Source organism: Ruminococcus sp. (assembly GCF_017549005.1).
In the GTDB taxonomy this organism is placed as follows: domain Bacteria; phylum Bacillota; class Clostridia; order Oscillospirales; family Ruminococcaceae; genus Ruminococcus.
On record NZ_JAFYYT010000040.1, the window covers coordinates 78,865 to 103,612 of the forward strand.

The 24,748-nt window shown below is 43.5% G+C and carries 19 protein-coding genes; 10 read left to right on the forward strand and 9 right to left on the reverse strand.

What is annotated here, in order from left to right:
• Positions 1 to 413: 413 nt before the first annotated feature.
• The 8 genes from IKW96_RS10665 (at position 414) to IKW96_RS10700 (ending at position 12,134) form a co-directional block, all read left to right on the forward strand.
• Entirely contained in the window at positions 414 to 1,367 is a 954-nt protein-coding gene (locus IKW96_RS10665) for a MoxR family ATPase (protein ID WP_296574352.1), read from the forward strand.
• Between the two features lie 9 nt (positions 1,368 to 1,376).
• Positions 1,377 to 2,570, forward strand: a complete 1,194-nt coding sequence (locus IKW96_RS10670; RefSeq protein WP_296574355.1) for a DUF58 domain-containing protein — start codon at positions 1,377 to 1,379, stop codon at positions 2,568 to 2,570.
• A complete protein-coding gene (locus tag IKW96_RS10675; RefSeq protein WP_296574357.1) occupies positions 2,570 to 5,326 on the forward strand; it encodes a transglutaminase family protein in 2,757 nt (918 codons plus the stop codon). The genes IKW96_RS10670 and IKW96_RS10675 overlap by 1 nt, the downstream gene beginning before the upstream one ends.
• A 10-nt stretch (positions 5,327 to 5,336) precedes the next feature.
• Positions 5,337 to 5,918: a DUF308 domain-containing protein gene (locus IKW96_RS10680; protein WP_296574360.1), complete on the forward strand. Its 582-nt coding sequence runs from the start codon at positions 5,337 to 5,339 to the stop codon at positions 5,916 to 5,918.
• A 120-nt stretch (positions 5,919 to 6,038) separates the two neighbouring features.
• Complete coding sequence (locus IKW96_RS10685) at positions 6,039 to 7,541, forward strand: TerB N-terminal domain-containing protein (protein ID WP_296574362.1); 1,503 nt, start codon at positions 6,039 to 6,041, stop codon at positions 7,539 to 7,541.
• Between the two features lie 3 nt (positions 7,542 to 7,544).
• The gene (locus IKW96_RS10690) at positions 7,545 to 8,858 is read left to right on the forward strand and encodes an ATP-binding protein (RefSeq protein WP_296574365.1); all 1,314 of its coding nucleotides are present in this window, start codon (positions 7,545 to 7,547) and stop codon (positions 8,856 to 8,858) included.
• An 11-nt stretch (positions 8,859 to 8,869) separates the two neighbouring features.
• Complete coding sequence (locus tag IKW96_RS10695) at positions 8,870 to 11,104, forward strand: DEAD/DEAH box helicase (RefSeq protein ID WP_296574368.1); 2,235 nt, start codon at positions 8,870 to 8,872, stop codon at positions 11,102 to 11,104.
• A gap of 91 nt (positions 11,105 to 11,195) precedes the next feature.
• Complete coding sequence (locus tag IKW96_RS10700; protein ID WP_296574369.1) at positions 11,196 to 12,134, forward strand: LysR family transcriptional regulator; 939 nt, start codon at positions 11,196 to 11,198, stop codon at positions 12,132 to 12,134.
• Positions 12,135 to 12,457: 323 nt separating this feature from the next.
• Here the strand turns inward: IKW96_RS10700 and IKW96_RS10705 are convergent, their stop codons facing one another.
• From IKW96_RS10705 to IKW96_RS10725, 5 genes are read right to left on the reverse strand one after another with little or no spacing between them, the layout of a single operon-like run.
• Entirely contained in the window at positions 12,458 to 13,861 is a 1,404-nt protein-coding gene (locus tag IKW96_RS10705) for an aminopeptidase (protein ID WP_296574370.1), read from the reverse strand.
• A gap of 45 nt (positions 13,862 to 13,906) precedes the next feature.
• Positions 13,907 to 14,554 (reverse strand): dephospho-CoA kinase, encoded by a 648-nt coding sequence (coaE, locus tag IKW96_RS10710; protein ID WP_296574373.1) that lies wholly within the window; start codon positions 14,552 to 14,554, stop codon positions 13,907 to 13,909.
• Positions 14,551 to 15,564, reverse strand: a complete 1,014-nt coding sequence (locus tag IKW96_RS10715; protein ID WP_296574376.1) for an L-threonylcarbamoyladenylate synthase — start codon at positions 15,562 to 15,564, stop codon at positions 14,551 to 14,553. The genes coaE and IKW96_RS10715 overlap by 4 nt, the downstream gene beginning before the upstream one ends.
• 5 nt (positions 15,565 to 15,569) lie before the next feature.
• Positions 15,570 to 16,643, reverse strand: a complete 1,074-nt coding sequence (gene prfA / locus IKW96_RS10720; protein WP_296574380.1) for a peptide chain release factor 1 — start codon at positions 16,641 to 16,643, stop codon at positions 15,570 to 15,572.
• A gap of 49 nt (positions 16,644 to 16,692) precedes the next feature.
• A complete protein-coding gene (locus IKW96_RS10725) occupies positions 16,693 to 16,881 on the reverse strand; it encodes a DUF951 domain-containing protein (protein WP_296574384.1) in 189 nt (62 codons plus the stop codon).
• Positions 16,882 to 17,053: 172 nt separating this feature from the next.
• On the opposite strand from IKW96_RS10725, the gene IKW96_RS10730 reads away from it, so the two are divergent.
• Together IKW96_RS10730 and IKW96_RS10735 are read left to right on the forward strand one after the other, a co-directional pair.
• Entirely contained in the window at positions 17,054 to 17,410 is a 357-nt protein-coding gene (locus tag IKW96_RS10730) for a hypothetical protein (protein ID WP_296574387.1), read from the forward strand.
• A gap of 61 nt (positions 17,411 to 17,471) precedes the next feature.
• Positions 17,472 to 18,392, forward strand: a complete 921-nt coding sequence (locus IKW96_RS10735; RefSeq protein WP_296574390.1) for a S1 RNA-binding domain-containing protein — start codon at positions 17,472 to 17,474, stop codon at positions 18,390 to 18,392.
• A 36-nt stretch (positions 18,393 to 18,428) separates the two neighbouring features.
• Here IKW96_RS10735 and pfkA read toward each other — a convergent pair whose 3' ends face one another.
• From pfkA to rapZ, 4 genes are all read right to left on the reverse strand, one after another.
• Positions 18,429 to 19,391, reverse strand: a complete 963-nt coding sequence (gene pfkA / locus IKW96_RS10740) for a 6-phosphofructokinase (protein WP_296574393.1) — start codon at positions 19,389 to 19,391, stop codon at positions 18,429 to 18,431.
• Positions 19,392 to 19,543: 152 nt separating this feature from the next.
• The gene (locus IKW96_RS10745; RefSeq protein ID WP_296574394.1) at positions 19,544 to 22,948 is read right to left on the reverse strand and encodes a DNA polymerase III subunit alpha; all 3,405 of its coding nucleotides are present in this window, start codon (positions 22,946 to 22,948) and stop codon (positions 19,544 to 19,546) included.
• Positions 22,945 to 23,850 (reverse strand): DNA-binding protein WhiA, encoded by a 906-nt coding sequence (whiA, locus tag IKW96_RS10750; RefSeq protein ID WP_296574467.1) that lies wholly within the window; start codon positions 23,848 to 23,850, stop codon positions 22,945 to 22,947. Before whiA ends, IKW96_RS10745 begins: the two co-directional genes overlap by 4 nt.
• A gap of 17 nt (positions 23,851 to 23,867) precedes the next feature.
• Positions 23,868 to 24,740, reverse strand: coding sequence for an RNase adapter RapZ (rapZ, locus tag IKW96_RS10755; RefSeq protein WP_296574396.1), 873 nt, complete (start codon positions 24,738 to 24,740; stop codon positions 23,868 to 23,870).
• Between the last annotated feature and the right edge of the window lie 8 nt (positions 24,741 to 24,748).

Genomic DNA, 24,748 nt, shown 5'->3' on the forward strand with positions numbered 1-24,748 from the left:
AAGCATTTTCATTTTTTCGGGCTGTTGATATGATAACACATCTTCCCGGAAATGGCAATACTTTCAAATTTTTTTCCATTTAATGGCTAATAGTTTCCACTAAAAAAGCCGTATCGGAGTAAAACTGCACATATTAATTGTCCTTTTTATTGCTTATTAATTAATATTTTGTTAACAATGAATGTGATTTAACTGTATTTTGTTACAAAACAGTAACAAAAAAGACAGTGAAGTAACCAAAAAACGACGATTTCGGGCTCATTTTCCCCTCATTTTATTTTTTTAGGTTTTAAAAAATGGAACTGCCTGCGTTTTTTATTTCAAAAATGACTAAAAATATAGCTTCTGCTATTGCAAAGGATGCAAAAAAATGCTATAATATATAGGTATAAACAAATTTATAGGAGAAACATATGAACAACACATATTATACCGAACAGATCAACTCTGTAATTACAGAAGTCAAAAAAGCCGTTATCGGCAAGGATGCAATAATCATAAAAGTCCTGCTCGCTATGCTCTGCAAGGGTCATATCCTTATTGAGGATATCCCGGGCGTCGGAAAAACTACCCTTGCTCTCGCATTTTCAAAGGCTCTTTCCCTTGAACATAACCGTATGCAGTTCACCCCCGATGTACTTCCCTCAGACGTTACGGGTTTCTCTGTATATAATAAGAGCAACGGAAAATTCGAGTTTCGTCCCGGCGTCGCTTTCTGCAATCTCTTTCTCGCTGACGAGATAAACCGTACATCGAGCAAGACGCAGTCTGCTCTCCTCGAGCTCATGGAGGAAAAAAGCATTACTGTTGACGGAAATACCTATAAGCTCCCTGAGCCGTATACCGTTATAGCTACACAGAACCCTATCGGTTCGGCAGGAACTCATAATCTTCCCGATTCACAGCTCGACAGATTCATGATAAAGCTCAGCATGGGCTATCCCGATTTCAGCGGAGAGGTCTCGATACTGAAAGCAAAACAGACTATCAATCCTCTTGACAGGGTAATTCCTGTTGCTGACGCTTCGTTCATAACAGAACTTCAGGAATATATTTCCAATGTATATGTAGACGACCGTATTTATGAGTATATCGTTTCCGTTTCGGCGGCAACAAGAAATCACCCTATGCTCAAGCTCGGCGTAAGTCCCCGCGGAACCCTTGCTCTTATGCAGCTTTCAAAGGGTATTGCTGTTGCAATGGGACGCGATTACGTGATCCCTGAGGATATTTCCTATATATGCAATGATGTGTTCGAGCACAGGATCATCCTCAACTCAAAGGCAAAGCTTTCGGATACAACGGCTTCGGATATAATCACCGAAATACTCAGAACAGTTCCTGTTCCCGGTATTACTGCAAAATAAGGCGGAATTATGCTTCTGACGAAACTTCTGTTTATAATACTTATTATAATATGTATCTTTTTCTACATACTTTATCTGTGGGACTTCGCACTTGTACTTCTTGTCGTTGTTGCGGTTCTACCGATAATTATGTTCATAATTACATATATAACGAAAAAACGTATCTCTATCGAGTTTGCTGTAAAGGATAAAAGCGTTGCAAAAAACGTTGATTTTCCCGTTCAACTCGTAGTTACAAATAAAAGCTTCTTCCCTATAGGCAAGGCTGATGCAAAGATAGAGTATTATAATATTTTTAACGACGAGGTCTCGGCTTTTGACCTCTATCTCCCTATACAGGCAAGGAACTCTCAGCGGGTCACTTTCAGACTCAGCTCCAAATTCTGCGGTATCATAAAGATAAAGTCCTCATGTCTGCATATATATGACCCGTTGAAAATATTCAGGTTCAAGGCTGCGGATTGTATCAGCACCGAGGTGAATGTTCTTCCCGAGGGACACGATATAAGCGGTATCGTACAGTATACCGACCGCGTGAACGAAGAAAGCGATATTTTTTCGGAACATCGTGCAGGTGATGATCCCTCAGAGGTTTTTGACCTGAGAGAATACAATCCCGGAGACAAGCTCAACAGAATACACTGGAAGCTGAGCTCAAAGAAAGACGATTTCATTGTCAAAGAGTACAGTATGCCTATTGATGTCCCCTGCGTTCTGTTCCTTGATCTTAAATCTTATTCGGATAATTCAAGGAACCTGCCTGTTCTGGACACTGTTATTGAAACTTTTCTTTCTCTTTCACAATTCCTGCTGGATAATGAAAGAGGTCATTCAGTTGTCTTCTTTGACGCTTCTCAGAACTGTTTTGCGGAAGAGCATATTTATAATCCCTCTGACCTGAATAAGTTCATCAAAAAGCTTTTTTTATCATTTACCGACTATATGGAATGTCCTTTGCCCGAAAAGTATTTCATCGACAATTCCGGACTTTCTTTTGCCTCATTTACTTATATAAGCTCCGCGGCAGATCAGAAAGTTCTCGGTGAGATTGATGAAAACGTTGACGCGGACATTAAAAACGCATTTATAGTAGTAAGCTCTGATAAAAAGATCTCTGAATGCGACGCTGCTTTTTCATCGCTTAATATTACCCCTGTATTAATCGGCAGGATATCTGCCTCGATAAAGGATATAGAAATATAATGAAAAGAAAGAACATACAAAACTCAAACGGCATATCAATAAGCGACAGCATTATAATGTCTGTCAAGCAAAAACATGCCAATCTAAGGAAGTTATACTCTTCCGTCATAGCTGTTATCGGTTTTATATCGGTTATAATTGCTTTTCTCGGAATGTACGGCATAAATTACAGTAAAAAGGCTGTGGTCATGTCGGGGATCTGCATACTTGCCTTTTATGTTACGGTCTCTGTCGTTGGCGGCAGGGCGCTGTGGCTGTACGGGGCTTCTGTGATAGTCTTCCTGATTTCTGTGTTTAAAAATATTTCAGTGGATAAGGCGGCTTCGGAGAAAGATGAGGATCCGATCCTTGTCCTCGGCTTCAAATTCATTTATAATGTTATCTACAAGGTGTCTTTTGATTCAAAAGTAAACCATTACACGAGTCTCGAAATATCCAAGGAGATACCGGCAGTGACCACATTTTTCATCTTTTATATGTGGCTTCTCGCTATTGTTATATGCTTTTTCACAATATGCCGTCCTAACCCCGTGCTCCCGATACTCGTTACTTTCCCGATAATCGAGATAGGTCTTTATAACGGCGTAAAGATCCCTGTATTCTGGGGAATGCTTTGTATCGCCTACTGGTTTGCTTTAATGGCTATGTCTACCATAGATGTTGGCGAATATTCAGGCGGACAGAGCGGATTTGTCCGAAAAAACAACCTGTTTTTCCCGAAACGGCATATGAAGCTGAAAGTTACGGAAAAATGCGGAATGATAATTATTTGCTCCGTAATGGCGACAGCTTTTGCAACTTCAGCCATTATGAAGCTTACAAACTATGAACGAAGCGACAGCATAAATCAGAAGCGCCGTGATATTTCCGACGCTGTTGAGGATTTTTCATTCATCAACTTTGGCGATAGCATTTCTCGTATTATAAATGCTTTTGGTGTTGAACTTGACTATGACAGCCACAAGCTCGGTACAAGCAGCCGAATAAGATACAAAAACGTCACCGATCTTACAATTACTCTTGATGAACCTGTATCGGGGCCATTGTATCTCAAGGAATATGTGGGCTCCAAATATGACAGGCGCTCCAAATATGACAGTTACGAGTGGTTTGAACTGCCGTCCTCTGCCTATGATGATAAAATATTCGAGGATTTCAAGTACTTCGGAGTTTATCCGCAGGATTTTGCGCTGAATAATTACACTTTGTCACAAGACACGACTTTATCCAATCATATTGAGATAAAACCGTGCAACAGGAAAAAAAATTATGTTTATGTTCCTTATTTTTCTTCTGCAAGCGAAGGACATAATGAATATATATATGATACACTGAAAAAACCTCTTGATCAGAAAAAGGGCGATAATCACTATATCTTCTGCTCTGATGCAATAGTAAAAAACATATATCATATGTCTTCGGAAAGATCCGATCTGGTTCGTATATCTTTCCCGTCGGACCTGATAAGTGACAGTAATTTCCGCGCTAAAGTCATGGAATACTGCAGATCCAACGATTTATTGCAGGACAATGATTATATCATGGTTGATTGCGACGGTATTTATGGTACAATTGATTCACGTAAAATCGCAAACGATCAATACGGATTTCCTACAATTCTTCTGAAAAAAAGATACAATGACTTCGCTCGCAAAACTTACCTTGATGTTCCCGATAACAAGGCAATGGCTGAAGTTCACGCACTCTACTCCGATGTTGTAGATAATCAGGACATAAGCACGGCAGCAAAAGAGATCGATGTGCTTGAAGCTATCAAGAATAAAATGGCAGAATCCAATGCATACTCTCTAAATCCCGGAAAAACTCCGTTATCACACGACTTTGTCAACGATTTTCTGCTTGAGAGCCATAAAGGCTTCTGTATACACTTTGCCACAGCAGGAATCATGCTGGCAAGAATGGCAGGTATCCCTGCGAGATATGCTACCGGCTATGTTGTGGTCGAAAACGACATAAATACAGGCAAAAAAAATGACAACGGCTCTGTTACTGTCAACGTAAAGGATAACCGAAGCCATGCGTGGGCTGAAGTATACCTTGAAGATATTGGCTGGGTACCTTATGAGTTTACGCCGGGATACTCTTCTCCGTTCGTTGAATCTAAGCCGACAGATCCTGCAACGACTACAACTTCGGCAACTACTTCACATGATCCGTCACAGACTACCGCTGTTTCAACAAGCTCTTCCGACCATTCCACACAGGTAATATCAACTCAGGTATCCACGTCTTATATATACACTTCTGCCGGAAAGGGCAATAAAACAAGTACTACATTCCAAAAATGGATTTCTCCTTACATTAAAGGCTTGAAAAAGATTCTGAAATTCATATGTTACTGCATCCTTGCTTTCATTGTTCTCGTTATAAGAAGACATATCATACTCAGGATAAGAAAACAGAAGCTTACTACAGGAAAAGCAGCTGACCGTGTTATAAATATCTACTCTTATGCGGAAAAGCTTCTTGGCGAAATGAATATGCATAGTGAAATGAGCAGTTATGTCAGGTTTGCAGATGAAGTTGAACACTACCACGGCGGTGTCTACTTCGATAATGACAGCTTCCGCGCTCTAACGGATATAGCTCTAAGGACAAGGTTCAGCGAGACTGCCCCCACAACTGAAGAGGCTGTAAATTGTCTGAAATTCGTTGAGCAGCTTTCCGAGAATCTCTATAATAAATCAAGCCTGCTGCGTAAGCTGAAGATCAGATACATAAGTGTTCTGAGATAGGAGTGATAAAATGAAAATAGATAATACAGGCTATATCATCAAGGCTATACTCCTTCTGGTATGCGGAATTCTTTTCGCATTCTTCCCCGGAGTCATTTCATGGGTATTCTATATTATCGGCGGAGCTATCATCATTGGAAGCGTTTTCACAGCTATAAGCAGCTTCGGCGACGGAGGTTCGCTTCTTCCTGCCGGCATTGTGGGAGTGCTTATCGGACTTCTCGTTATATATATCCCAAAATTCATTGCTTCTCAGATGTCGGTGATCGCAGGAATAATACTGGGAGTTCTTGCTGTAACTCAGATAGTAAAGGCTCTGAGCAAGGAGCTTACAAAGGGCTTGAAGATATTACAGCTCATATTCGGTATCGCACTTCTTGTTTCGTCCGTTTTTCTTATTTTCAATCCGTTCAAGGGCGGAAAGATCATAAGGATCATAATCGGACTTGTAATAATGGGATTTGCAGCTTTCAACTTCTACGTTGCCTATGTCATCAGTGAAAGAAACGGCGAAGTCATTGAATCTAACAATATAGTCGATACAAACGCCTACGAAGTACATGACAGCGACAATCAGAAGCTCATTAAATAAGTTTATGAACTGCCGGACAACCGGCAGTTCTTTTTTACCGCAAAAATCGAACAAGTGTTTGACATTTTTGATTTGATATGCTATAATATATAGTAAATCTTATAAAAAGGGGGCGTGAACGTGTCAGATAAAAAAGTAATACTCGATCAGGTTCTTTCGGACGAGAAGCTCATAAACAGTCTTGCTTTCAAGGACAGAGTATACAAGGACGAACCGATAATCCGCACCGCTTCACAGCTGAAACCTCTCAGCACTCCCCGAAAGATAAAAGAAATGAAGGATATCATGTACTCCCCTGCGGCATACTGGAAAACCTCCGCATGGCTTTTCTATTCACAGGGCAAGTTCATGGAGGATTATGAGGACAGCTTCAGCTACAGCGAAGATTTTACGAAATATTATCCCTGTTACAGGGATCTTTCCGTTGAACAGCTCCGCGGATATTTTACCTGGCGAAAAAACGTCCGTCAGAATAAAATTGAAAAAGCGCCTCTCCCCTTTGTTTATATCTACATTTACGAGCTTCTGAACTGTATCGGAGCCGAAACTCCCGAGGAAGGCTTCAAGCTTCTTAAGTATTTCAGCGACGAATATGCAAAGATCGATGATTCCATAAAAAAATACACAGAAAGCTGGCTTGTTGACTTTATAGTTTATTATGAGCTTTCTCCGGAGCTTGCAAATGATATGTCAGATATCAGGCACGATAAAGCGCTGCTGACTCTCATGCACTGGAACGAGCGTTCTGATGATCAGCTTTTTGAAGCTATATCCGAGCTATCGTCCTATCAATTCCAAAGATCTCTTTATTATGTTTCATACCCTGATGAATTCAGGACAGTTCTTATAAGGAGCTTCATAAAAATATCTGAATTTTTCAGTGAAAAACGCAAGCTTCCGCTTTTTACAAAGCTCTTTGGCAATATAGTCGAATGCAGCCATAATATGTTCCAGTCAGCCGTATTTTACGACAGACAGTCTCTCCGGAGCTGCGAATATTCCCTCAGTGAAATACACACTTATACCTGTAAAAACGGCAAATGGAGCTGTAGAAAAATATACGGAAACCGCAGCAGGAACGGCAGACTTGGCGACCTTGTAAAGGCAGTCGACAGCCTTTTGCGAAAAAAAAAGGATTTCAGACATAAGTTGTCATGTACCGATGTTTCAAAAACGACTTTGAAGCTCATACAAAACGTTATTGACGAGTATTATGAAGAACTTCACAGAAAAGAAGCAAGAAAAATAACTATTGATCTTTCAAAGCTGAGCGGAATACGTAGAGCGGCTGATATCACACGTGAAAAGCTTCTTGTGGACGAAGAAGAAGCTCAAGATACAGTGTGTGCTGCTGAGGTTGAGAAAACTCACGAAATTGCTGATATTCCAGATAACGCTCCTCTTGAAGCCGATGAGAAAGAGTTCCTTATCGCTCTGCTTTACAATGGAGATATAGCAGCCGCTGCAAAAAAATGCGGCAAAATGCCGTCAATACTTGCAGATTCCATAAATGAAAAGATGTTCGAGGTCTTTTCTGACAATATCATTGATTTTTCCGAAGATATACCTCAGCTTATCGAAGATTACACTGACGAACTCAAAGAAATGTTTCATAAGGAGTAAATAATGAAAATTCCCAAAAGAATCGCCTCTGCCGTTGTCAATTCACTGAAAGGCGGCGTTGTGCCCCGAACAGGTCTGCCATACATAACTGTCGGACGTGAAACGGAAATAGACGCCCTCCTGCACGATGTTGACATAATAGCGGACGGCGGAGCTTCCTTCCGATTTATCGTCGGAAAATACGGAAGCGGTAAAAGCTTTCTGCTGCAAACTATAAGAAGCCATGTCATGGACAGGAATTTTGTCGTTGTTGACGCCGATCTTTCCCCCGAAAGGCGCTTACAGGGCACAAAAGGTCAGGGACTTGCCACATACAAGGAGCTTATACGGAATATGTCCACAAAGACACGTCCCGATGGAGGAGCACTTTCTCTTATACTCGACCGCTGGATAAGCAATATCCAGAGCGAAACTGCGGCAGAAACAGGGCTTTCCGCAGATACTGCCGAGTTCTCAAAGGCTGTTGAGAAGAAAATTTTTGAAGTCATCAATTCTCTGAATGAAATGGTACACGGCTTTGACTTCGCAAGACTTCTCACTATATATTACAATGCAGCAGTTAACGGAAACGACGAGGAAAAGACTAAGGTAATCAAGTGGTTCCGCGGTGAGTACAGCACAAAAACCGAGGCCAAAGCAGACCTCGGAGTTAATATTATCATCACTGACGATGACTGGTACGAATATATCAAGCTCTTTGCTATGTTTCTGAAAAAAGCAGACTATAACGGACTTCTTGTCCTCGTTGATGAGCTTGTTAACATCTACAAGATACCCAACAGTATCACACGTCAGTACAACTACGAAAAGATACTTACCATGTATAACGACACATTGCAGGGCAAAGCCAAGTATATAGGCATAATCATGGGCGGAACCCCACAGTGTATCGAAGATACTCGCCGCGGAGTATACAGCTATGAAGCACTCAGGTCAAGACTTGCCGAGGGACGTTTCGGACGCGAGGGGCTGAAAGATATGCTTGCGCCTGTGATACACCTTTCGCCTCTGAATTACGAAGAAATGACAGTTCTCACGGAAAAGCTTGCCGATATACACTCACAGCTTTTTGACTATGAACAGAAAATAACTCAGGAAGATATGATAAACTTCATCAAGCTTGAATTCGGACGTATCGGCTCGGACAGCCATATCACTCCCCGTGAGGTGATACGTGATTTTATTGAATTGCTGGATATTATATATCAGAATCCCGATATAAATATAAGTGAACTGATAGAATCCGACTCGCTAAGCTTCTCTGCTCCCCTGTCTGAAGCTTCTGCCGACGAGGAATTTGCTGAATTTGAGATATAAGGTACGTAATAATGAGTATTTTTGATAGATATGCGCCTTTTATACAGGATTTCATTTACAGAAACAACTGGGAATCACTGAGAGCAATACAGGCTGCGGCAGGCGACGCCATATTCAATACCGAGGATAATGTCCTCCTTACAGCATCTACCGCTTCCGGAAAGACAGAAGCTGCTTTCTTCCCGATACTTACCCTTTTTTCAGAGGATATGCCGCGTTCCGTCGGAGCTGTATATATTGGTCCGCTGAAAGCTCTGATAAACGACCAGTTCACGCGGCTCAACGAGCTCTGTGAAGAAGCCGGTATACCTGTATGGCACTGGCACGGCGATGTTGCACAGTCCCATAAAAACAAAATGCTAAAAAATCCCTCGGGGATACTACAGATAACTCCCGAATCACTGGAGGCTATGCTTCTGAGAAAGCACGCTCTCGTCCCTAAGCTTTTCAGCGACCTGCGATTTATCGTTATCGACGAGATACACTCCCTTATGCGAGGCGACCGCGGCGGTCAGACTATATGTCTTATAGAAAGGCTCTGCAAAATGGCGGGAGCCGATCCGCGGAGGATAGGTCTTTCGGCTACCATAGGCGATCCTGAGGCTGCAGGAGAGTTCCTTTCCTACGGAACAAAAAGACGGACGTTTATACCAAAGATCGAGTCCAAAGGTGTTAAATGGCGGCTCTCTATGGAACATTTCTACATTAGTCAGCAGAATCAGCCCGATGAGAAAAACGACGGAACTGCTCTTCCAGTGCTTGAAGAAAAGACTGACACAGCTCCTCAGAACGCCGACGCAGGCATGGGCTATGTTTTTGAGCATACAAGAGGGAAAAAGTGCCTTGTTTTTGTCAATTCCCGTGAAGAATGTGAAGCTGTCACTACTACTCTCCGCTCATACTGTGAAGCAAAACATGAACCCGACCGATTTCTTATCCATCATGGAAATCTTTCTGCTGCTTACCGTGAAACTGCGGAAGAAGCGATGAAGGACGAAGATGTATACATGACCACCTGCACGACTGCCACTTTGGAGCTTGGAATAGACATAGGAAAGCTTGAACGCGCTTTCCAGGTCGATGCGCCGTTTACGGTATCATCTTTTCTCCAGAGAATGGGTCGCACAGGCAGACGTGATCTTCCGCCCGAAATGTGGTTTGTAATACGTGAAGAGCTCCCTGAGCCGCGTTCCATGCTGCCCGAGACTATACCGTGGAAACTCCTGCAAGGCATTGCCCTCATACAGGTCTATATCGAAGAACGCTGGGTCGAGCCGCCAAAGCTTGACAGGCTCCCCTACAGTCTCCTTTATCATCAGACTATGAGCACTCTGGCTTCATGCGGCGAGCTGACTGCCGCCGAGCTTGCTTCAAAGGTTCTTACACTGAAATATTTTCACCGTATCTCACAGGATGATTACAGGATTATGCTCCGGCATCTTCTTGAGATCGACCACATACAGCGCACTGAAGAGGGCGGACTTATCGTTGGCATAACAGGTGAAAGGATAATAAACAGTTTCAAATTCTATGCTGTATTTCAGGAAAACGAGGAATATACTGTCCGCTGGGGCTCCCAGGAGCTCGGAACGATAGTAATGCCTCCGCCGCCCGGCGAGAAAATTGCCATTGCCGGTCATGTTTGGATCGTTGAAGAAGTCGACCACAAGCGCCATCTCGTCTACTGTGAGCAGATAAAAGGAAAGGTCCCTGCATATTTCGGTGATTGCCCCGGAGATATAAACACTAAGATACTTCTTCGCATGAGAGATGTGCTTCGCGAAGAGAAAAGCTATCCATATCTGATGAAGAATGCTGTTGCAAGACTTGCACAGGCACGTCAGACTGCAAAAAATTCGGGAGTAACAGAGTCGCCGCTGATATGTCTCGGCGGAAATATGTGGTGTCTCCTTCCCTGGCTCGGAACTTATGCGTTTTTCGCAATGGAGCGTTTCATTAAGCTTAAATGTGCTGATAAGCTCGGCCTTAAAGGAATGGATTCCTGCCGTCCCTATTATATCCAGTTCACTATGAAAGCAGAGCCGTATGAGTTCTTTTCCGTTCTGGTTTCGGAAGCAAAAAAAGATATTGATCCGATGGAGCTCGTTTACGATAAGGAAGTTCCGCTTTTTGAGAAGTATGATGAGTTTCTTCCTCCAGAGCTTATAAGAAAGGGATTTGCTTACGGGATACTTGGTATTACTGAAATGAAGGAACGTATTTTAAGCTGGGAAAAGATTATTTAATTAACCGCAATTAAAGACTTGATTTTTCAGCTAAATTGTGTTATAATATAAATAAGTAAAAAATACTGCTAAAAATGAGGTAGGATGTCATATGAAAATACAACAGCTTGAATATGTCATTGCAGTAGCAAGAGAGGGCAGCATAACCAAAGCAGCTAAAAAACTGTATCAGGCTCAGCCTAATATCAGTATCGCCCTTAAGGAGCTCGAAACTTCTCTTGGAATACAGATTTTTAACCGTTCTCCCAACGGTATGATCCTCACCACCGAAGGTGAAGAGTTTCTCGCAAGAGCCCAGACTATAGTTGACGAAATGCAGAGTCTTGAACGTGATTACGCTCATATTCCCGAAAATGAGCTCAAGCTCAAGGTCGCTTCAGCACGCTCCACATATGCAACAAACGCCATGGGAAAGCTTATAAGCGATTATTCTGAAAAGACAGATAAAATAGAAGTTCACATCATGGAAACCAGTACTGCCAAGGTAATGGAGGATATATGTGCAGGCAAGTATGATATCGGATTTATCCGTGTTCCAAGCACATATGCTGAAATGATCGAGAGTCGCCTTAAAGCAAGGAATCTTGTAGGCAAGACCATTATGGAGTTTCCTCTTCAGATCGTTATAAAATCAGATCATCCGCTTGCAAAGTATGAGGATATCCCGTTTGAGCTTCTTTCACAGTATCCTGAGATAATCCATGGAGACGATGAGCCCGAAATGGTTAGGCGTGCTTCCATAAATCAGGATTACGATGAAAAAAGGTCCACTAAAAAGATATATATCTATGACAGAGGAACTCAGATAAGTATGCTGAAAACAGTCAAGGACGCATATATGTGGGTAGCTCCGATGTCGCAGAGTATACTTCGCTATAATGACCTTGTGCTGAGGAAGTGCTCATACGCTAACAATCTTAACCGCGATATGATAATCTATCGCAAGGCAAGCGAAAACAGTACTCTCATAACAGATTGTATCAGGACTGTTTATGAATACGCCGATATGATCGAAGGACTTGAAATATAAAACCTATCCCCGACCACTGGTCGGGGATTTCTATACTATATATAATTATATCTTTTAAACAAATATGGATAGAAAAAGAATGAGAGCCATTAGGGGGGAGGTTCTCATTCTTAATAAGGGGATATGAGATTGTCATTTATGAAAGAATGACTTTCCATATGTTATTATAGCATAGAGGTCAATATATTGCAAATATAAAATATTTATGTCTTTATATGCTATATTAATTACTGCTAATTTAAGTAAGTTATTTACATCGCAGACATAATTTATAATATCTTTTGAAATAAAAAGCTCCGTATATTTCATACGGAGCTTTGACTTTAATCAGCCATGAATACTTCAAATGCTTTGTATGCCATGTAGGTATCGAGCTTTGAAACTATTTCATACGGAGCGTGCATTGACAGCACGGGAACTCCAAGATCAATGGTATCAACATCAAGATTTGCGATATATGCTGCAACTGTTCCGCCGCCGCCCTCGTCGACCTTGCCGAGCTCTCCTGTCTGCCATATTACATTTTTGGAGTCCATAAGCCTTCTTACACGGCCTGTAAACTCGGCAGAAGCATCAGAAGTGCCAGCCTTTCCACGAGCACCTGTGTATTTTGTAACGACTACACCGTGATTGATGTAGGCGCTGTTGTTACGCTCGTTAACCTCAGGGAATGTCGGGTCAAAAGCTGCGTTAACATCAGCAGAAAGGCACTCGGAAGCAGAAAGGACAGTTCTTCCGTCAGAACCGAGAGCTTCGGCTATATCCGCAATGAAATATTCGAGATATGATGAGCGGAGACCTGTGTTTCCGTCGCTACCTGTTTCTTCCTTGTCAGTAAGTATCGTTACTACAGTATGTTTCGGCTTTTTGCATTCAGCAGTTGCAATAAGCGCAGGATATGCACACACCTTGTCGTCGTGGCCGTATGCGCCTATCATGCTGCGGTCGAAGCCTATATCCTTTGCCTTGAATGCAGGAACCGCTTCAAGCTCTGACGATATGAAATCAGCCTCGGTCATACCGTATTTCTTATTGAGAATATCAATTATCGCAAGCTTTACAGAACCGCTCTCCTCGTCGTCCTTGAAGGGACGCGACCCGATAATGATATTGAGCTGTTCGCCTGTGATACCCTTTGCAAGGGGCTTCTGCATCTGTGCAGCTGCAAGGTGAGGAAGCAGATCGGTCACACAGAAAACAGGATCGTTGTCATCTTCACCGATATTAACGGATATACTTGTTCCGTCAGCCTTTATTACAACACCATGAAGTGCAAGCGGGATAGTCGTCCACTGATATTTCTTTATACCGCCGTAATAATGAGTCTTGAAAAGCGCAAGCTCCGTATCCTCGTATAACGGGTTCTGCTTGAGGTCGAGCCTCGGAGAGTCGATATGAGCCGCACACAGTCTTACGCCATTCTCAATGGGGGCTGTTCCGATTATCGAAGCGATTACGGACTTGCCACGGTTATTGCGGTATATCTTATCCCCTGCCTTCAGGGTCATGCCCTTTTTATACTCGACAAAGCCCTTTTTCTTCAGAAGCTCGATAGAATAAATAACAGCTTCGCGCTCTATCTTTGCCTTGTTCATGAAGTCCTTGTAGCCCTCGCAGAACTTATCGCAAGCCTTGAGTTCTTTGTCGGAGATAAGATGATATCCATTCTTGCGCTGCACAAGAAGCTTTTCTTTAAGCTTTTTTACTGCGTCCTTTTTTTCTGCCATGATAAATTACTCCCTTCCGAAAATATACATCATATACTATAAAATTTACTGCGCCTTTGCAGGCATCTGCTTATTGTAGTAAAGCTCCCTTATTTTTCCCGAAACTTCCCATGCAATACCGTTTACGGTGTCCATACCGCCGTTATTCCTGATTATATAGTCGGAATGACTGCGGAAGAACTCCTCGTCAAGCTGAGAGTTCATTCTTCTTCTTGCCTGTTCGGCAGTGAGACCGTCACGTGAGATTATTCTTTTCTCCCTGATATCAGCATCGGCAAGTACAGAAATGATGATCTCGCAGAAATCGTCAGCTCTGCTCTCGAAAAGTGTGGGAGCGTCAAGAAGTATGAGCTTCTCCCCTTTCAGTGAATGAACACGTATCTGACGGAGGATCTCTCCTGTAATATAAGGATATGTAATGGTATTAAGAGCTTCAAGCTTGGATTTATCTGAAAAAACTATCCCTGCAAGCCCTTTTCTGTTGAGTGTGCCGTCCTCGTTGATAACTTCCTGACCGAAAAGATCAGATATCTCGTCAAGGCACTTAGTACCTTTTTCTACTATCTTTCGTGCTACCCGGTCAGCGTCAATGACTGCAAATCCATTAGCGGCAAATATCTTTGAGACTGTGCTCTTTCCTGCACCTGTCTGTCCGGTAAGTCCGACGACCATAACACCGTTCAAACTGTTCATATCCTTATCACCTCGAATCCTGCCGCCCTGATAAGACGGTTATATACCGCAAGCCCTACTCCTTCCGTTTCAGGAGCGCGGACATAGACTTTCCCTGCACCGGCGTCATCCAGCTCACGAAGTCTCTGGAACAGCAGATGTGCCTGTTCGGAGCTGTCCTTTCCGTAAGTCATATACCTGTAAGGGAACTTATCCTTGTCTGTGTCAAAAATAAGAGAAAAAACGTTATCGCCGTTGTGAGCGCCCACATAAGATATAAAGCTTTCAAGATCGCCCTCTACCATAATTATATCAGCTTTAGGCGAATAATGCTTGTACTTCATTCCAGGAGAAGCAGCTTTCTGTCCCGCTTCAAGCTCATGAAGTATCGCGCGGTCGATAATAACCTCGCTGCAAAGCTCCGTAAGCATTTCCTTTGTGATACAGCCGGGACGGAGTATCCTTACTGAGCTTCTGCCCTCAATGGATATAACAGTAGACTCAACGCCGAATTCAGAGCTTCCGCCGTCTACGACTGCTGCGATCTTTCCTTTCATGTCGCGCATTACGTGCTCGGCAGAGGTGGGACTCGGGTAGCCCGATGTATTAGCCGACGGAGCAGCTATAGGTCTGCCGGAAAGTTCGATTATCTTGTGCATGACATGATGGGACGGGACTCTGATACCAACTGTATCAAGTCCGCCTGATGTTATCATAGGTATCCTATCATTCTTAGGGAGCACCATTGTAAGAGGTCCCGGACAGAAGCGCTCTGCAAGCTCAAACGCAAGCTCCGGAATAGATGTTGTGTAGTCCTTAGCCTGTGAAAAATCCGCAAGATGAACTATCAGCGGATTATCCGCAGGTCTGCCCTTAGCCTCGAAAACTCTGCGTACTGCGTCCTCGTTTGACGCATCAGCACCGAGACCGTAGACTGTCTCCGTAGGTATACCGACTATCTCACCGTTTCTTATTAAATCAGCCGCTTTTTCAAGCTCATTGTTACTATCACTTAGTAAAACTGTATCCATAAAAACTACGCTTCCTGATTTGCGAGCTTGGCAGCCTGATCGGCAGTCGCAAGCGCATCAAACACTTCATCAAGATTTCCGTTAAGGATGTCTTCAAGTCTGTAAATAGTCAGACCTATACGGTGATCCGTAAGACGTCCCTGCGGATAATTGTATGTTCTGATCCTCTCGGAACGGTCGCCTGTACCGACCTGCATTTTTCTTTCCGATGCGATCTTTGCGTCTTGCTCCTCCTGCATAGCCTCGTAAATCCTCGAGCGCAGAATCTTCATAGCTTTATCTTTGTTCTTATGCTGACTTCTTTCGTCCTGACACTCCACCACCGTATTGGTAGGCAGATAAGTTATTCTTACAGCGGACTCTGTTTTATTTATATGCTGTCCGCCTGCACCGCTTGCGCGGAAATAGTCTATTTTCAGATCCGTGGGATTTATCTCCAGTTCGACCTCGTCTGCCTCGACGAGGACCGCCACGGTTACTGTTGAAGTGTGGATACGTCCCTGAGACTCTGTCTCGGGAACTCTTTGTACACGGTGAACACCGCTTTCATATTTAAGGCGTGAATAAGCTCCCTCACCTTCAATGGAGAAGCTTATCTCCTTAAAGCCTCCGAGCTCTGTGGGGTTGGCGCTGAGGACTTCCTGTTTCCAGCCCATAGTCTCGGCATACATTGTATACATACGATACAGAGAATTTGCGAACAGCGAAGCCTCTTCGCCGCCTGCGCCGCCTCTGATCTCAATAATAACGCTTTTATCGTCATTGGGGTCTTTGGGCAGAAGAAGGACTTTAAGCTCCTGAGTTATATTCTCCATAGCCTCTCTCGACTCGTCAAACTCCGCCTGAGCCATTTCCTTGAAATCCTTGTCAAGTCCGCCGCCGTCAAGAAGCTCCTTTGCTTCTTCAAAAGAGCTCTGTGCTTTTTTGTATTCCCTGTACTTTTCGATAATGGGAGTCATTGTCTTGAACTCCCTCATCAGCTGAGTATACAGCTTATTGTCGTTAACGATATCGGGATCGGAGAGCTTTTCGCTTATCTCCTCATATTTTTGCTCCATAACTGCAAGCTTTTCAAACATCAGGTATTCTCCTTAAAGCTAAAATAATTACTGTTAATGTTGCAGTCGGCTAACCCTCATCGGCGTGCTTGACAGTGCGGATACTTTTTTCTATCTTGTTGCGCGGGACCATGAATTCCCTCGAACATTTCACACATCTGAGTCTGAAATCCATTCCTGAGCGCAAAACGAACATTTCATTGCCGCCGCAAGGATGATTCTTCTTCATTGTTAGAATATCTCCGGCTCTGATATCCAAAAAAGTATCCCCCCTTAAACGAAAAAATAAAAATCGAACATTTTTATTATACCTCAAATCAACTTTCAAATCAATATTTCCGAGGTATATTTTTTTCATTTTGGTGAAAAATAATAAAAAATGCCAATCAATCATATTGAACACATACAAAAATTAGAAAGGATATATAAATATGATCTCAAGAGTTACAGCTGATTTCGAGTCTCCCGAGCTTGCCCATATGGCGGTGAAAAGATTGAGAGAAAGCGTAGAATACGTGTATTCAGCCAAAATGATGTATCACAGGATAGGTAAAAACCAGGCAAGAACAAGTCGTTCATCAGCTTTTTCACTTATACCGGCTTATTATAATTCTCATTCAAATTACCTTACAGATGTAATCAGTTCGCCTGTTTCGGAAGATATTTCTGTTTCGCGCCGCAGAAACAGGACTACTACAGCCTGCATCGTATGCGGAAGTGCTGCTGTAGACAATGTAATCTCAGTCCTTAATGCAATGGGCGGCTCAAATATAAGATTCGCACAGTAGAATATTATACCTTCACTCTGAATAGACTTGAATATCAAAGTCAGATAACGGAGGTACAAACATGGAATACAAACCCGAAGGAACGATTTACGGAACAACTTCCAATCAGAAGTATATCTCAACAGCCGCCGGACTTTCCGAAGCAATGAACAGGAACATCACCCTTGAAGGAAAGGTAATACTTTGCACAAGCAGTCATGACCTTATCGTTGATCTCCCGTGCGGACGAGGCATAATCCCGCGCGAAGAGGGAGCTGTAGGCGTAAAAGAAGGAACTACCCGTGATATCGCGCTGATATCACGGGTAAACAAAATCGTATGCTTCAAGATAGCAAGTCTCACGCTTTCTGACAGCGGAGAAATAACCGCTCAACTTTCAAGAAAAGCGGCGCAGGAGGAATGTCAGGCTGAATTTGTATCAAAGCTCGTAAAAGGTGACATTATCGACGCAACAGTAACTCATCTTGAACAGTTCGGCAGCTTTGTCGATATCGGCTGTGGTATTCCCTCGCTTATACCTATTGATGCTATGTCAGTATCCCGTATCTCTCACCCGTCGGACAGATTCTATCCGGGCCAGAAAATAAAAGCAGTCGTTACAGATAATATAAAAGGCAGAATAAACCTCACACACAAGGAGCTTCTCGGAACATGGGACGAGAATGCTTCAAAATTCAACATCGGAGAGACAGTACCAGGGATAGTCCGCTCCATCGAGAGCTACGGAGTATTCGTTGAGCTCTCACCGAATCTTGCTGGTCTTACCGAACCGTATGACGATATAAAGATAGGACAGAGCGTCAGTGTATACATAAAAGCTATTATTCCCGAAAAGATGAAAATAAAGCTTATAATCGTCGATATATGCTGTGAGAGAGCTCCTGTTCCCGAGTATGATTATTTTATCGCGGACGATCATATTGAAAACTGGGTGTATTCGAGCAGATTCTCCGACAAAATCATAAAAACCAGCTTTTCGTGAAAAAATGCACCTGAAAAACAGGTGCATTTTATAACATTAATATGCGATCTCTTCTGCAATGTGGTGAAGCTTTTCGTCATAATCCTTATGCATTGAAAGAGCTTCCTGGATATCGTAGTCAACAAGCTTGCTGTCCTTGATACCAACAACACGGTTGCCGATACCCTGCTCGAGAAGTTCAACTGCATAGTAGCCCATTCTTGTAGCTTCAACTCTGTCGCGTACTGTAGGTGTGCCGCCTCTCTGAACATGGCCGAGTATTGTAAATCTTGCGTCGATACCGGTCTTTTCCTGGAGCATCTTGGCGATCTCCTCGGAATGGCCAACACTCTCTGCAACGATAACTACGAAATTCTGCTTACCCTTTGCCTTCTTTGCAAGCATTGTGTTTGCGATAGCGTTTATATCGTAAGGAACTTCCTTTGTAATTATATCTGTAGCACCGCAGGCAATACCAGTATTAACTGCAATGTGGCCTGCGCCTCTGCCCATTACCTCAACAACGGAGATCCTGTCATGAGACTGAGCTGTATCACGAAGCTTGTCAACGAGATCCATTGCTGTGTTCATAGCTGTATCAAAGCCGATAGTATAATCTGTACAAGCAATATCGTTGTCGATAGTTCCCGGGATACCGATGCAAAGCACACCCTGTGCAGAAAGATCAGCAGCTCCTCTGAACGAACCGTCACCGCCGATTACTACAAGTCCCTCGATACCGAGTTCATCGCACTTAGCCTTGCCCTTTGCAACGCCCTCTGCTGTTCTGAATTCGGGACATCTAGCTGTATAAAGAGTAGTTCCGCCTCTATGAATAATATCAGAAACACTTCTTTCATCCATTTTGATGATATCGCCATTGATAAGACCTACATAACCTCTGCGGATTCCGTAGACCTCCATCCCCTTGCTGAGAGCCGATCTAACTACAGCTCTTACTGCGGCATTCATTCCCGGGGCGTCGCCGCCGCTTGTTAAAACACCGATTTTCTTGATCATAAATATTCTCCATTCTGCACTTGGCAAATATTTTTAATTCGCAGATCATCTGCGAAATAATCCCATACTCTTATATTTTACTACTTTGTGTAAAAAATGTCAAGAGTATTAATGATTTTTTTCGTTAAAACTGATATTTTGCCCATCTGCTGCTATATAAGGCCTATCTGCGAAGCTGTGAAATGTTTTTTCAGCTCTTCATATGACTCTTTTGTAAGCTTCAGGCTCAGCTTTGCCCGCGGAACGACAGTTTTTCTTACATCGGTAAGATAACAGCAAACGGCCGTATCTCCCTCATACCGCGAACAGATATCAACAAGCTCGGGACGCAACACTGTTTCGGTAGATAAAGTTTTCACGCAAAGCTTCATATTGGATATAAGGCTTTCAAACTCTGTTTCGGCAGTAATAGCTCCGCATATAACAGTTATACGGTCGTCCTTGACGGAGATCTTACCGTTTATGATCACTATCGAGTCATTTTTCAGCTTTTGTCCGCTGACAAGGAAAAGATCGGGGAATACAACCCCCTCTGCCTCTCCCGTTTCGTCCGCAAAGTTCACAAAGCACATCTTATCGCCTTTTTTTGTGACGTGAAGCTTCATGCTTTCAACAAAGCACAGGAGTTTTACAGACTTTCCATCGCTTTCTGCGCCGAGCGAATTGATCTCCCTTATCTTTTGCGTATGCATGAGCTCCCCTATCCAGCCGTAAGGCGTAAGAGGATGACCGCTGAGATACATACCGGTAGCGTCCTTTTCAAGGGCAAGTATGTCCTTGTGCTCGTATTCTGGCTTGAATGGGATACGGATATTCATTTCAGTAGTATCGGTCCCCTCGAGGAAATTGAGCTGTCCGTCGATGATCCCTCTCGAACTCGAGCCTGCCATTTCAAACAATGCTTCATAACTTTCAAGCATTTGCCTGCGATTGAGGCCTAAACCGTCAAAAGCTCCTGCTTTTATGAGGTTTTCAAGGGCTTTTTTATTGAGCTCGCGTCCGCCGATACGCTCGCAGAAGTTCTGCAAGCTGAAAAAGGCTCCGTTTTCTTCCCTTTCGTTGATTATCTTGTCTGCAAGACCGCTTCCTGCGTTTTTAATGGCAAGAAGTCCGAAATACATCTTTCCGTCAACAAATGTGAAGCCTTTGTTGCTCTTGTTTATGTCGGGACGAAGTATCTCAATACCGTAATCGCGGCAGGAATCTATGTACTCCGAAAGCTTTGAACTCATTCCCATAACGCTGGACATAAGCGCAGCCATGTAAATTCCGCGGTAATGATATTTAAGATATGCTGTCTGATACGCAAGATAGGCGTAAGCAGCCGCATGGGACTTATTGAATGCGTATGAGGCAAAGCTTACCATTTCGTCAAATACAGAATTTGCAATATCCTCGGAAACTCCGTTATCGGCAGCTCCTTTTACAAAGCTTTCCCGCTCTTTAAGCATGACATCGTGCTTTTTCTTAGCCATTGCACGTCTTACGATGTCCGCATGGCCGTAGGAATAACCTGCAAGCTTTCGGCATATCTCCATTACCTGTTCCTGATACACCATACAGCCGTATGTATCGGAAAGAATTTCCCTTAGCAGTTCATGCTTGTATGTTATGTTTTCGGGGTGTTTCTTGTTTTCTATGTAAATAGGTATGGATTTCATCGGTCCAGGACGGTAAAGGGATATAACAACGATAAGATCCTCCAGCCGCTCCGGACGAAGCTCCATGACTCTTGCTGTCATGCCCTCGCTCTCAAACTGGAAAATCCCGCACGTATCCCCTTCCGACATCATCTCAAATACGCCCTTATCATCGATAGGTATACTGTTTATATCAAAATCAGGCTCGGTTTTATGTATTTCCCTTACCGTATCCCTTATTATTGTAAGGTTTCTCAGTCCGAGGAAGTCCATTTTAAGCAGTCCGAGGGACTCAAGAACTCCCATTGTATACTGAGTCACTACCGTATCATCGTTCCTCTGAAGAGGGACAAGGTCGCTCAGAGGCACAGCGGATATGACAACTCCGGCTGCATGAGTTGAAGCGTGGCGAGGCATACCTTCAAGCTGCATTGCAAGGTCGATAAGCTTCCGCATTGTCCTGTCGGAGTGGTACAGACCGCTCAGTTCTTCAGATTCCTTCAGAGCTTCGCTCAAAGTTGCTCTTGGGTCTATCTCTTTTGCGGCACTGTCGCATAACTGGTACGATACGCCGAGAACTCTGCCCACATCACGCACAGCAGCACGTGCTTTCAGAGTATCAAATGCGATTATTTCTGAAACATAGTCCTTTCCGTACTTCTCTACGACGTAATCCTTAACGCTCTGTCTGCCATCGATACAAAAATCTATATCAAAGTCAGGCATACTTACTCTTTCAGGGTTGAGAAAACGCTCAAAAAGAAGATTGAACTTGATAGGGTCTATTCCTGTGATACCGATACAGTAGGCGCAGAGACTTCCTGCACCCGAGCCTCTTCCCGGACCTACAGGAACATCATGTTCCCTTGCGTAACGGATAAAGTCCCAAACTATAAGATAGTAGTCGGTATAGCCCATTTTCGTTATAATATCAAGCTCATACTCCAGGCGCTCAGTCACTGTTGCCGACGGCTCGGAGCCGTACTTTTCAAACATGCCCTTGCGGCAGAGACTGCGGAAAAACTGCTTGTTATCGTCAACTCCGTCTATGGTGAACTTAGGGAGCTTTATATTTCCGAACTCAAACTCAACATTGCATCGTTCCGCAATAAGCCTTGTATTTGATACGGCTTCCTCATGACCTTTGAAGAGTTCCGCCATTTCGTCGGCTGATTTTACATAAAACTCATCAGTCCCGAACTTCATACCGTTCGGATCGTCAAGAGTCTTTCCGGTCTGAATGCAAAGCAGAACGTTCTGCATTTCCGAGTCTTTTTTATTTATGTAGTGGCAGTCGTTGGTAGCAGCAAGAGGAATACCTGTTTCCGCCGAAAGCTTATAAAGAAGAGGAAGATTTTTTACTTCCTCCTTAATGCCGTGGTTCTGTATTTCAATGTAATAATTGTCTTTACCGAATATATCCCTGTACTTCAGCGCAACTGATCTTGCGGCTTCATACTCGCCGTCGGTTAGAAGTCTCTGAACCTCGCCTGCAAGACAGGCTGACATACAGATAAGTCCGTCGTGATACTTTTTCAGCAGTTCAACGTCAACTCTCGGCTTGTTGTAAAATCCTTCTATGCTCGCATATGAGACAAGCTTTACAAGATTGCGGTAGCCCTCGTTGTTCTCGCATAAAAGTATAAGATGATAGGGAGAAGAATCAAGTTTCGGCTCACGGTCGTGTCGAGTACGCCTTGCAACATATACCTCGCAGCCGATGATTGGCTTTATCCCCTGAGCTCTTACAGCGTTCCAGAACTCAACGGCTCCGTACATATTGCCGTGGTCGGTTATGGCTACTGCCGTCTGTCCTAGCTCTTTTACACGGGATATAAGCTCCTTTATGCGGCAGGCACCGTCAAGCAGACTGTATTCCGTATGTACATGAAGGTTTACAAACTCGTCCGCTCTCATACTGCACCTCCGTTTCTGAGCTCATCTGCCATCTTTGCAAGCTTCTTGAAACGATGATTGACTCCAGAGCGGCTTATGGGTTCGCTTAAAGACTCCCCTATCTCCTGTAGACTCATGTCGATATTGTCAAGCCTGAGCTGAGCTACCTCACGAAGCTCTTCGGACAGAGTATCAAGTCCTACAGCACGGTCGATAAGCTTGATATCCTCTATCTGCTTCATGGCCGCCTTAACGACTTTGTCGATATTTGCAGCGTCGCAGTTTGCTATCCTGTTGGCTTTATTGCGGATATCCTTGTATATCTTCATATTCATCAGCTCAAGAGTACACTGGGACGCACCGATAAAGGTCAGCGTATCCTCGATGGACTCGCTGCCCTTGATATATACTATATGCTGCCCCCTGCGGAGAACTGTTTTTGCCGTTACGCCTATATCGCTTAAAAGCGTCATAAGCTGTATTGCAAGTCCCTCCTCAGGGCAGGCAAATTCAAGGTGATACTCCTTTGACGGGTCGTTAACGCTTCCGCAGGCAAGAAATATCCCTGCTGTAAAAACTCCGAGACTATTTGTTGCAATAATCTCGGAATCTATCTCTCTTTTGTTTTCAGCTAATCTGTATTTCTGAAAAACGGCGGCTGCTTTTTCTCCGTACACGTCACAGGTATGGAGAACCGCCCCGTTTTTTCTTGTATGCTCGCCTGATTCGGGCTTATATTTGAAAACAGCTTCAAAAAGTCCGCTGAAAAGCTCTGCGGAAGTCCTGCTCTCACTCTGAAAGCATATATGTCCGCTTGTGAGCGTTCTGCAAAACAGCAGCATACCATAAAGGCAGGCAAAACGCCTGTCTTTATCGTTCACAGATGTGCTTATTTCATGTCTTACATCGTTTGAGAATGATATTTTAACTCACTCCCTGTTCAGAATTTTTTATCCTTTGTTATATCCCTGTGGTATTTCTGCACCTTGTAATCCTTTTCGATAAGGTGCTTTGCCATAAGCTCAGCAAAGGTTATGGAGCGGTGTTTGCCGCCTGTACAGCCAAAGGATATTACGAGCTGGCTCTTTCCCTCCTGTACGTAAAGAGGTATAAGGTAGTCAATGAGGTCGGTCAGCTTCCTAAAGAGCGTCTGCGACTGCTCAAAACCCATAACATAATCCCTTACGCAGCTGTCACAGCCTGTATGGTTGCGAAGCTCCTCGATATAGAAAGGATTGGGCAGACATCTTACATCAAACATGAGGTCTGCGTCAGTTGCCACACCGTACTTGAAACCGAAGGACATCACCTTGATTATCAGCGAATCAGAGCTTTTTTCAAGGAAAATGGTCTTGACCTGTTCCTTCAGCTGCGACGATGTGAAATTGGAAGTATCAATGTAATAATCCGCAATCTCACGAAGCTGAGAAAGCTGAGACCATTCATAGTTTATGGCTTCCTGTATATTACCGTTGAATTTCTCCGACAAAGGGTGCTTTCTGCGTGTTTCCTTGTATCTTTTAAGGATAACATCGTGAGTTGCCTCGATAAAGAGCACCTTTACATCCACATCAGGCTGGCGCTTCATTTCCTGCCATGAGCGGAATATTTCAGCAAACATATCGCCTGTTCGTATATCTACTGCAACAGCGATCCTGCATATATTGGATTCGGACTGTCTGCAAAGGTCAACGAACTGAGTAATCAGCTTTGGCGGTATATTATCTATACAGTAAAAGCCGATATCCTCCATTACGTCCATTACACTTGATTTTCCCGAACCCGACATCCCCGTTACAATCAAAATTTGCATAGATCTCT

Coding starts and splice junctions, on each gene's coding strand:
- IKW96_RS10665 (WP_296574352.1), top strand. CDS start 414: ATGAACAACACATATTATACCGAACAGATCAACTCTGTAATTACAGAA.
- IKW96_RS10670 (WP_296574355.1), top strand. CDS start 1,377: ATGCTTCTGACGAAACTTCTGTTTATAATACTTATTATAATATGTATC.
- IKW96_RS10675 (WP_296574357.1), top strand. CDS start 2,570: ATGAAAAGAAAGAACATACAAAACTCAAACGGCATATCAATAAGCGAC.
- IKW96_RS10680 (WP_296574360.1), top strand. CDS start 5,337: ATGAAAATAGATAATACAGGCTATATCATCAAGGCTATACTCCTTCTG.
- IKW96_RS10690 (WP_296574365.1), top strand. CDS start 7,545: ATGAAAATTCCCAAAAGAATCGCCTCTGCCGTTGTCAATTCACTGAAA.
- IKW96_RS10695 (WP_296574368.1), top strand. CDS start 8,870: ATGAGTATTTTTGATAGATATGCGCCTTTTATACAGGATTTCATTTAC.
- IKW96_RS10700 (WP_296574369.1), top strand. CDS start 11,196: ATGAAAATACAACAGCTTGAATATGTCATTGCAGTAGCAAGAGAGGGC.
- IKW96_RS10705 (WP_296574370.1), bottom strand. CDS start 13,861: ATGGCAGAAAAAAAGGACGCAGTAAAAAAGCTTAAAGAAAAGCTTCTT.
- coaE (WP_296574373.1), bottom strand. CDS start 14,554: ATGAACAGTTTGAACGGTGTTATGGTCGTCGGACTTACCGGACAGACA.
- IKW96_RS10715 (WP_296574376.1), bottom strand. CDS start 15,564: ATGGATACAGTTTTACTAAGTGATAGTAACAATGAGCTTGAAAAAGCG.
- prfA (WP_296574380.1), bottom strand. CDS start 16,643: ATGTTTGAAAAGCTTGCAGTTATGGAGCAAAAATATGAGGAGATAAGC.
- IKW96_RS10730 (WP_296574387.1), top strand. CDS start 17,054: ATGATCTCAAGAGTTACAGCTGATTTCGAGTCTCCCGAGCTTGCCCAT.
- IKW96_RS10735 (WP_296574390.1), top strand. CDS start 17,472: ATGGAATACAAACCCGAAGGAACGATTTACGGAACAACTTCCAATCAG.
- pfkA (WP_296574393.1), bottom strand. CDS start 19,391: ATGATCAAGAAAATCGGTGTTTTAACAAGCGGCGGCGACGCCCCGGGA.
- IKW96_RS10745 (WP_296574394.1), bottom strand. CDS start 22,948: ATGAGAGCGGACGAGTTTGTAAACCTTCATGTACATACGGAATACAGT.
- rapZ (WP_296574396.1), bottom strand. CDS start 24,740: ATGCAAATTTTGATTGTAACGGGGATGTCGGGTTCGGGAAAATCAAGT.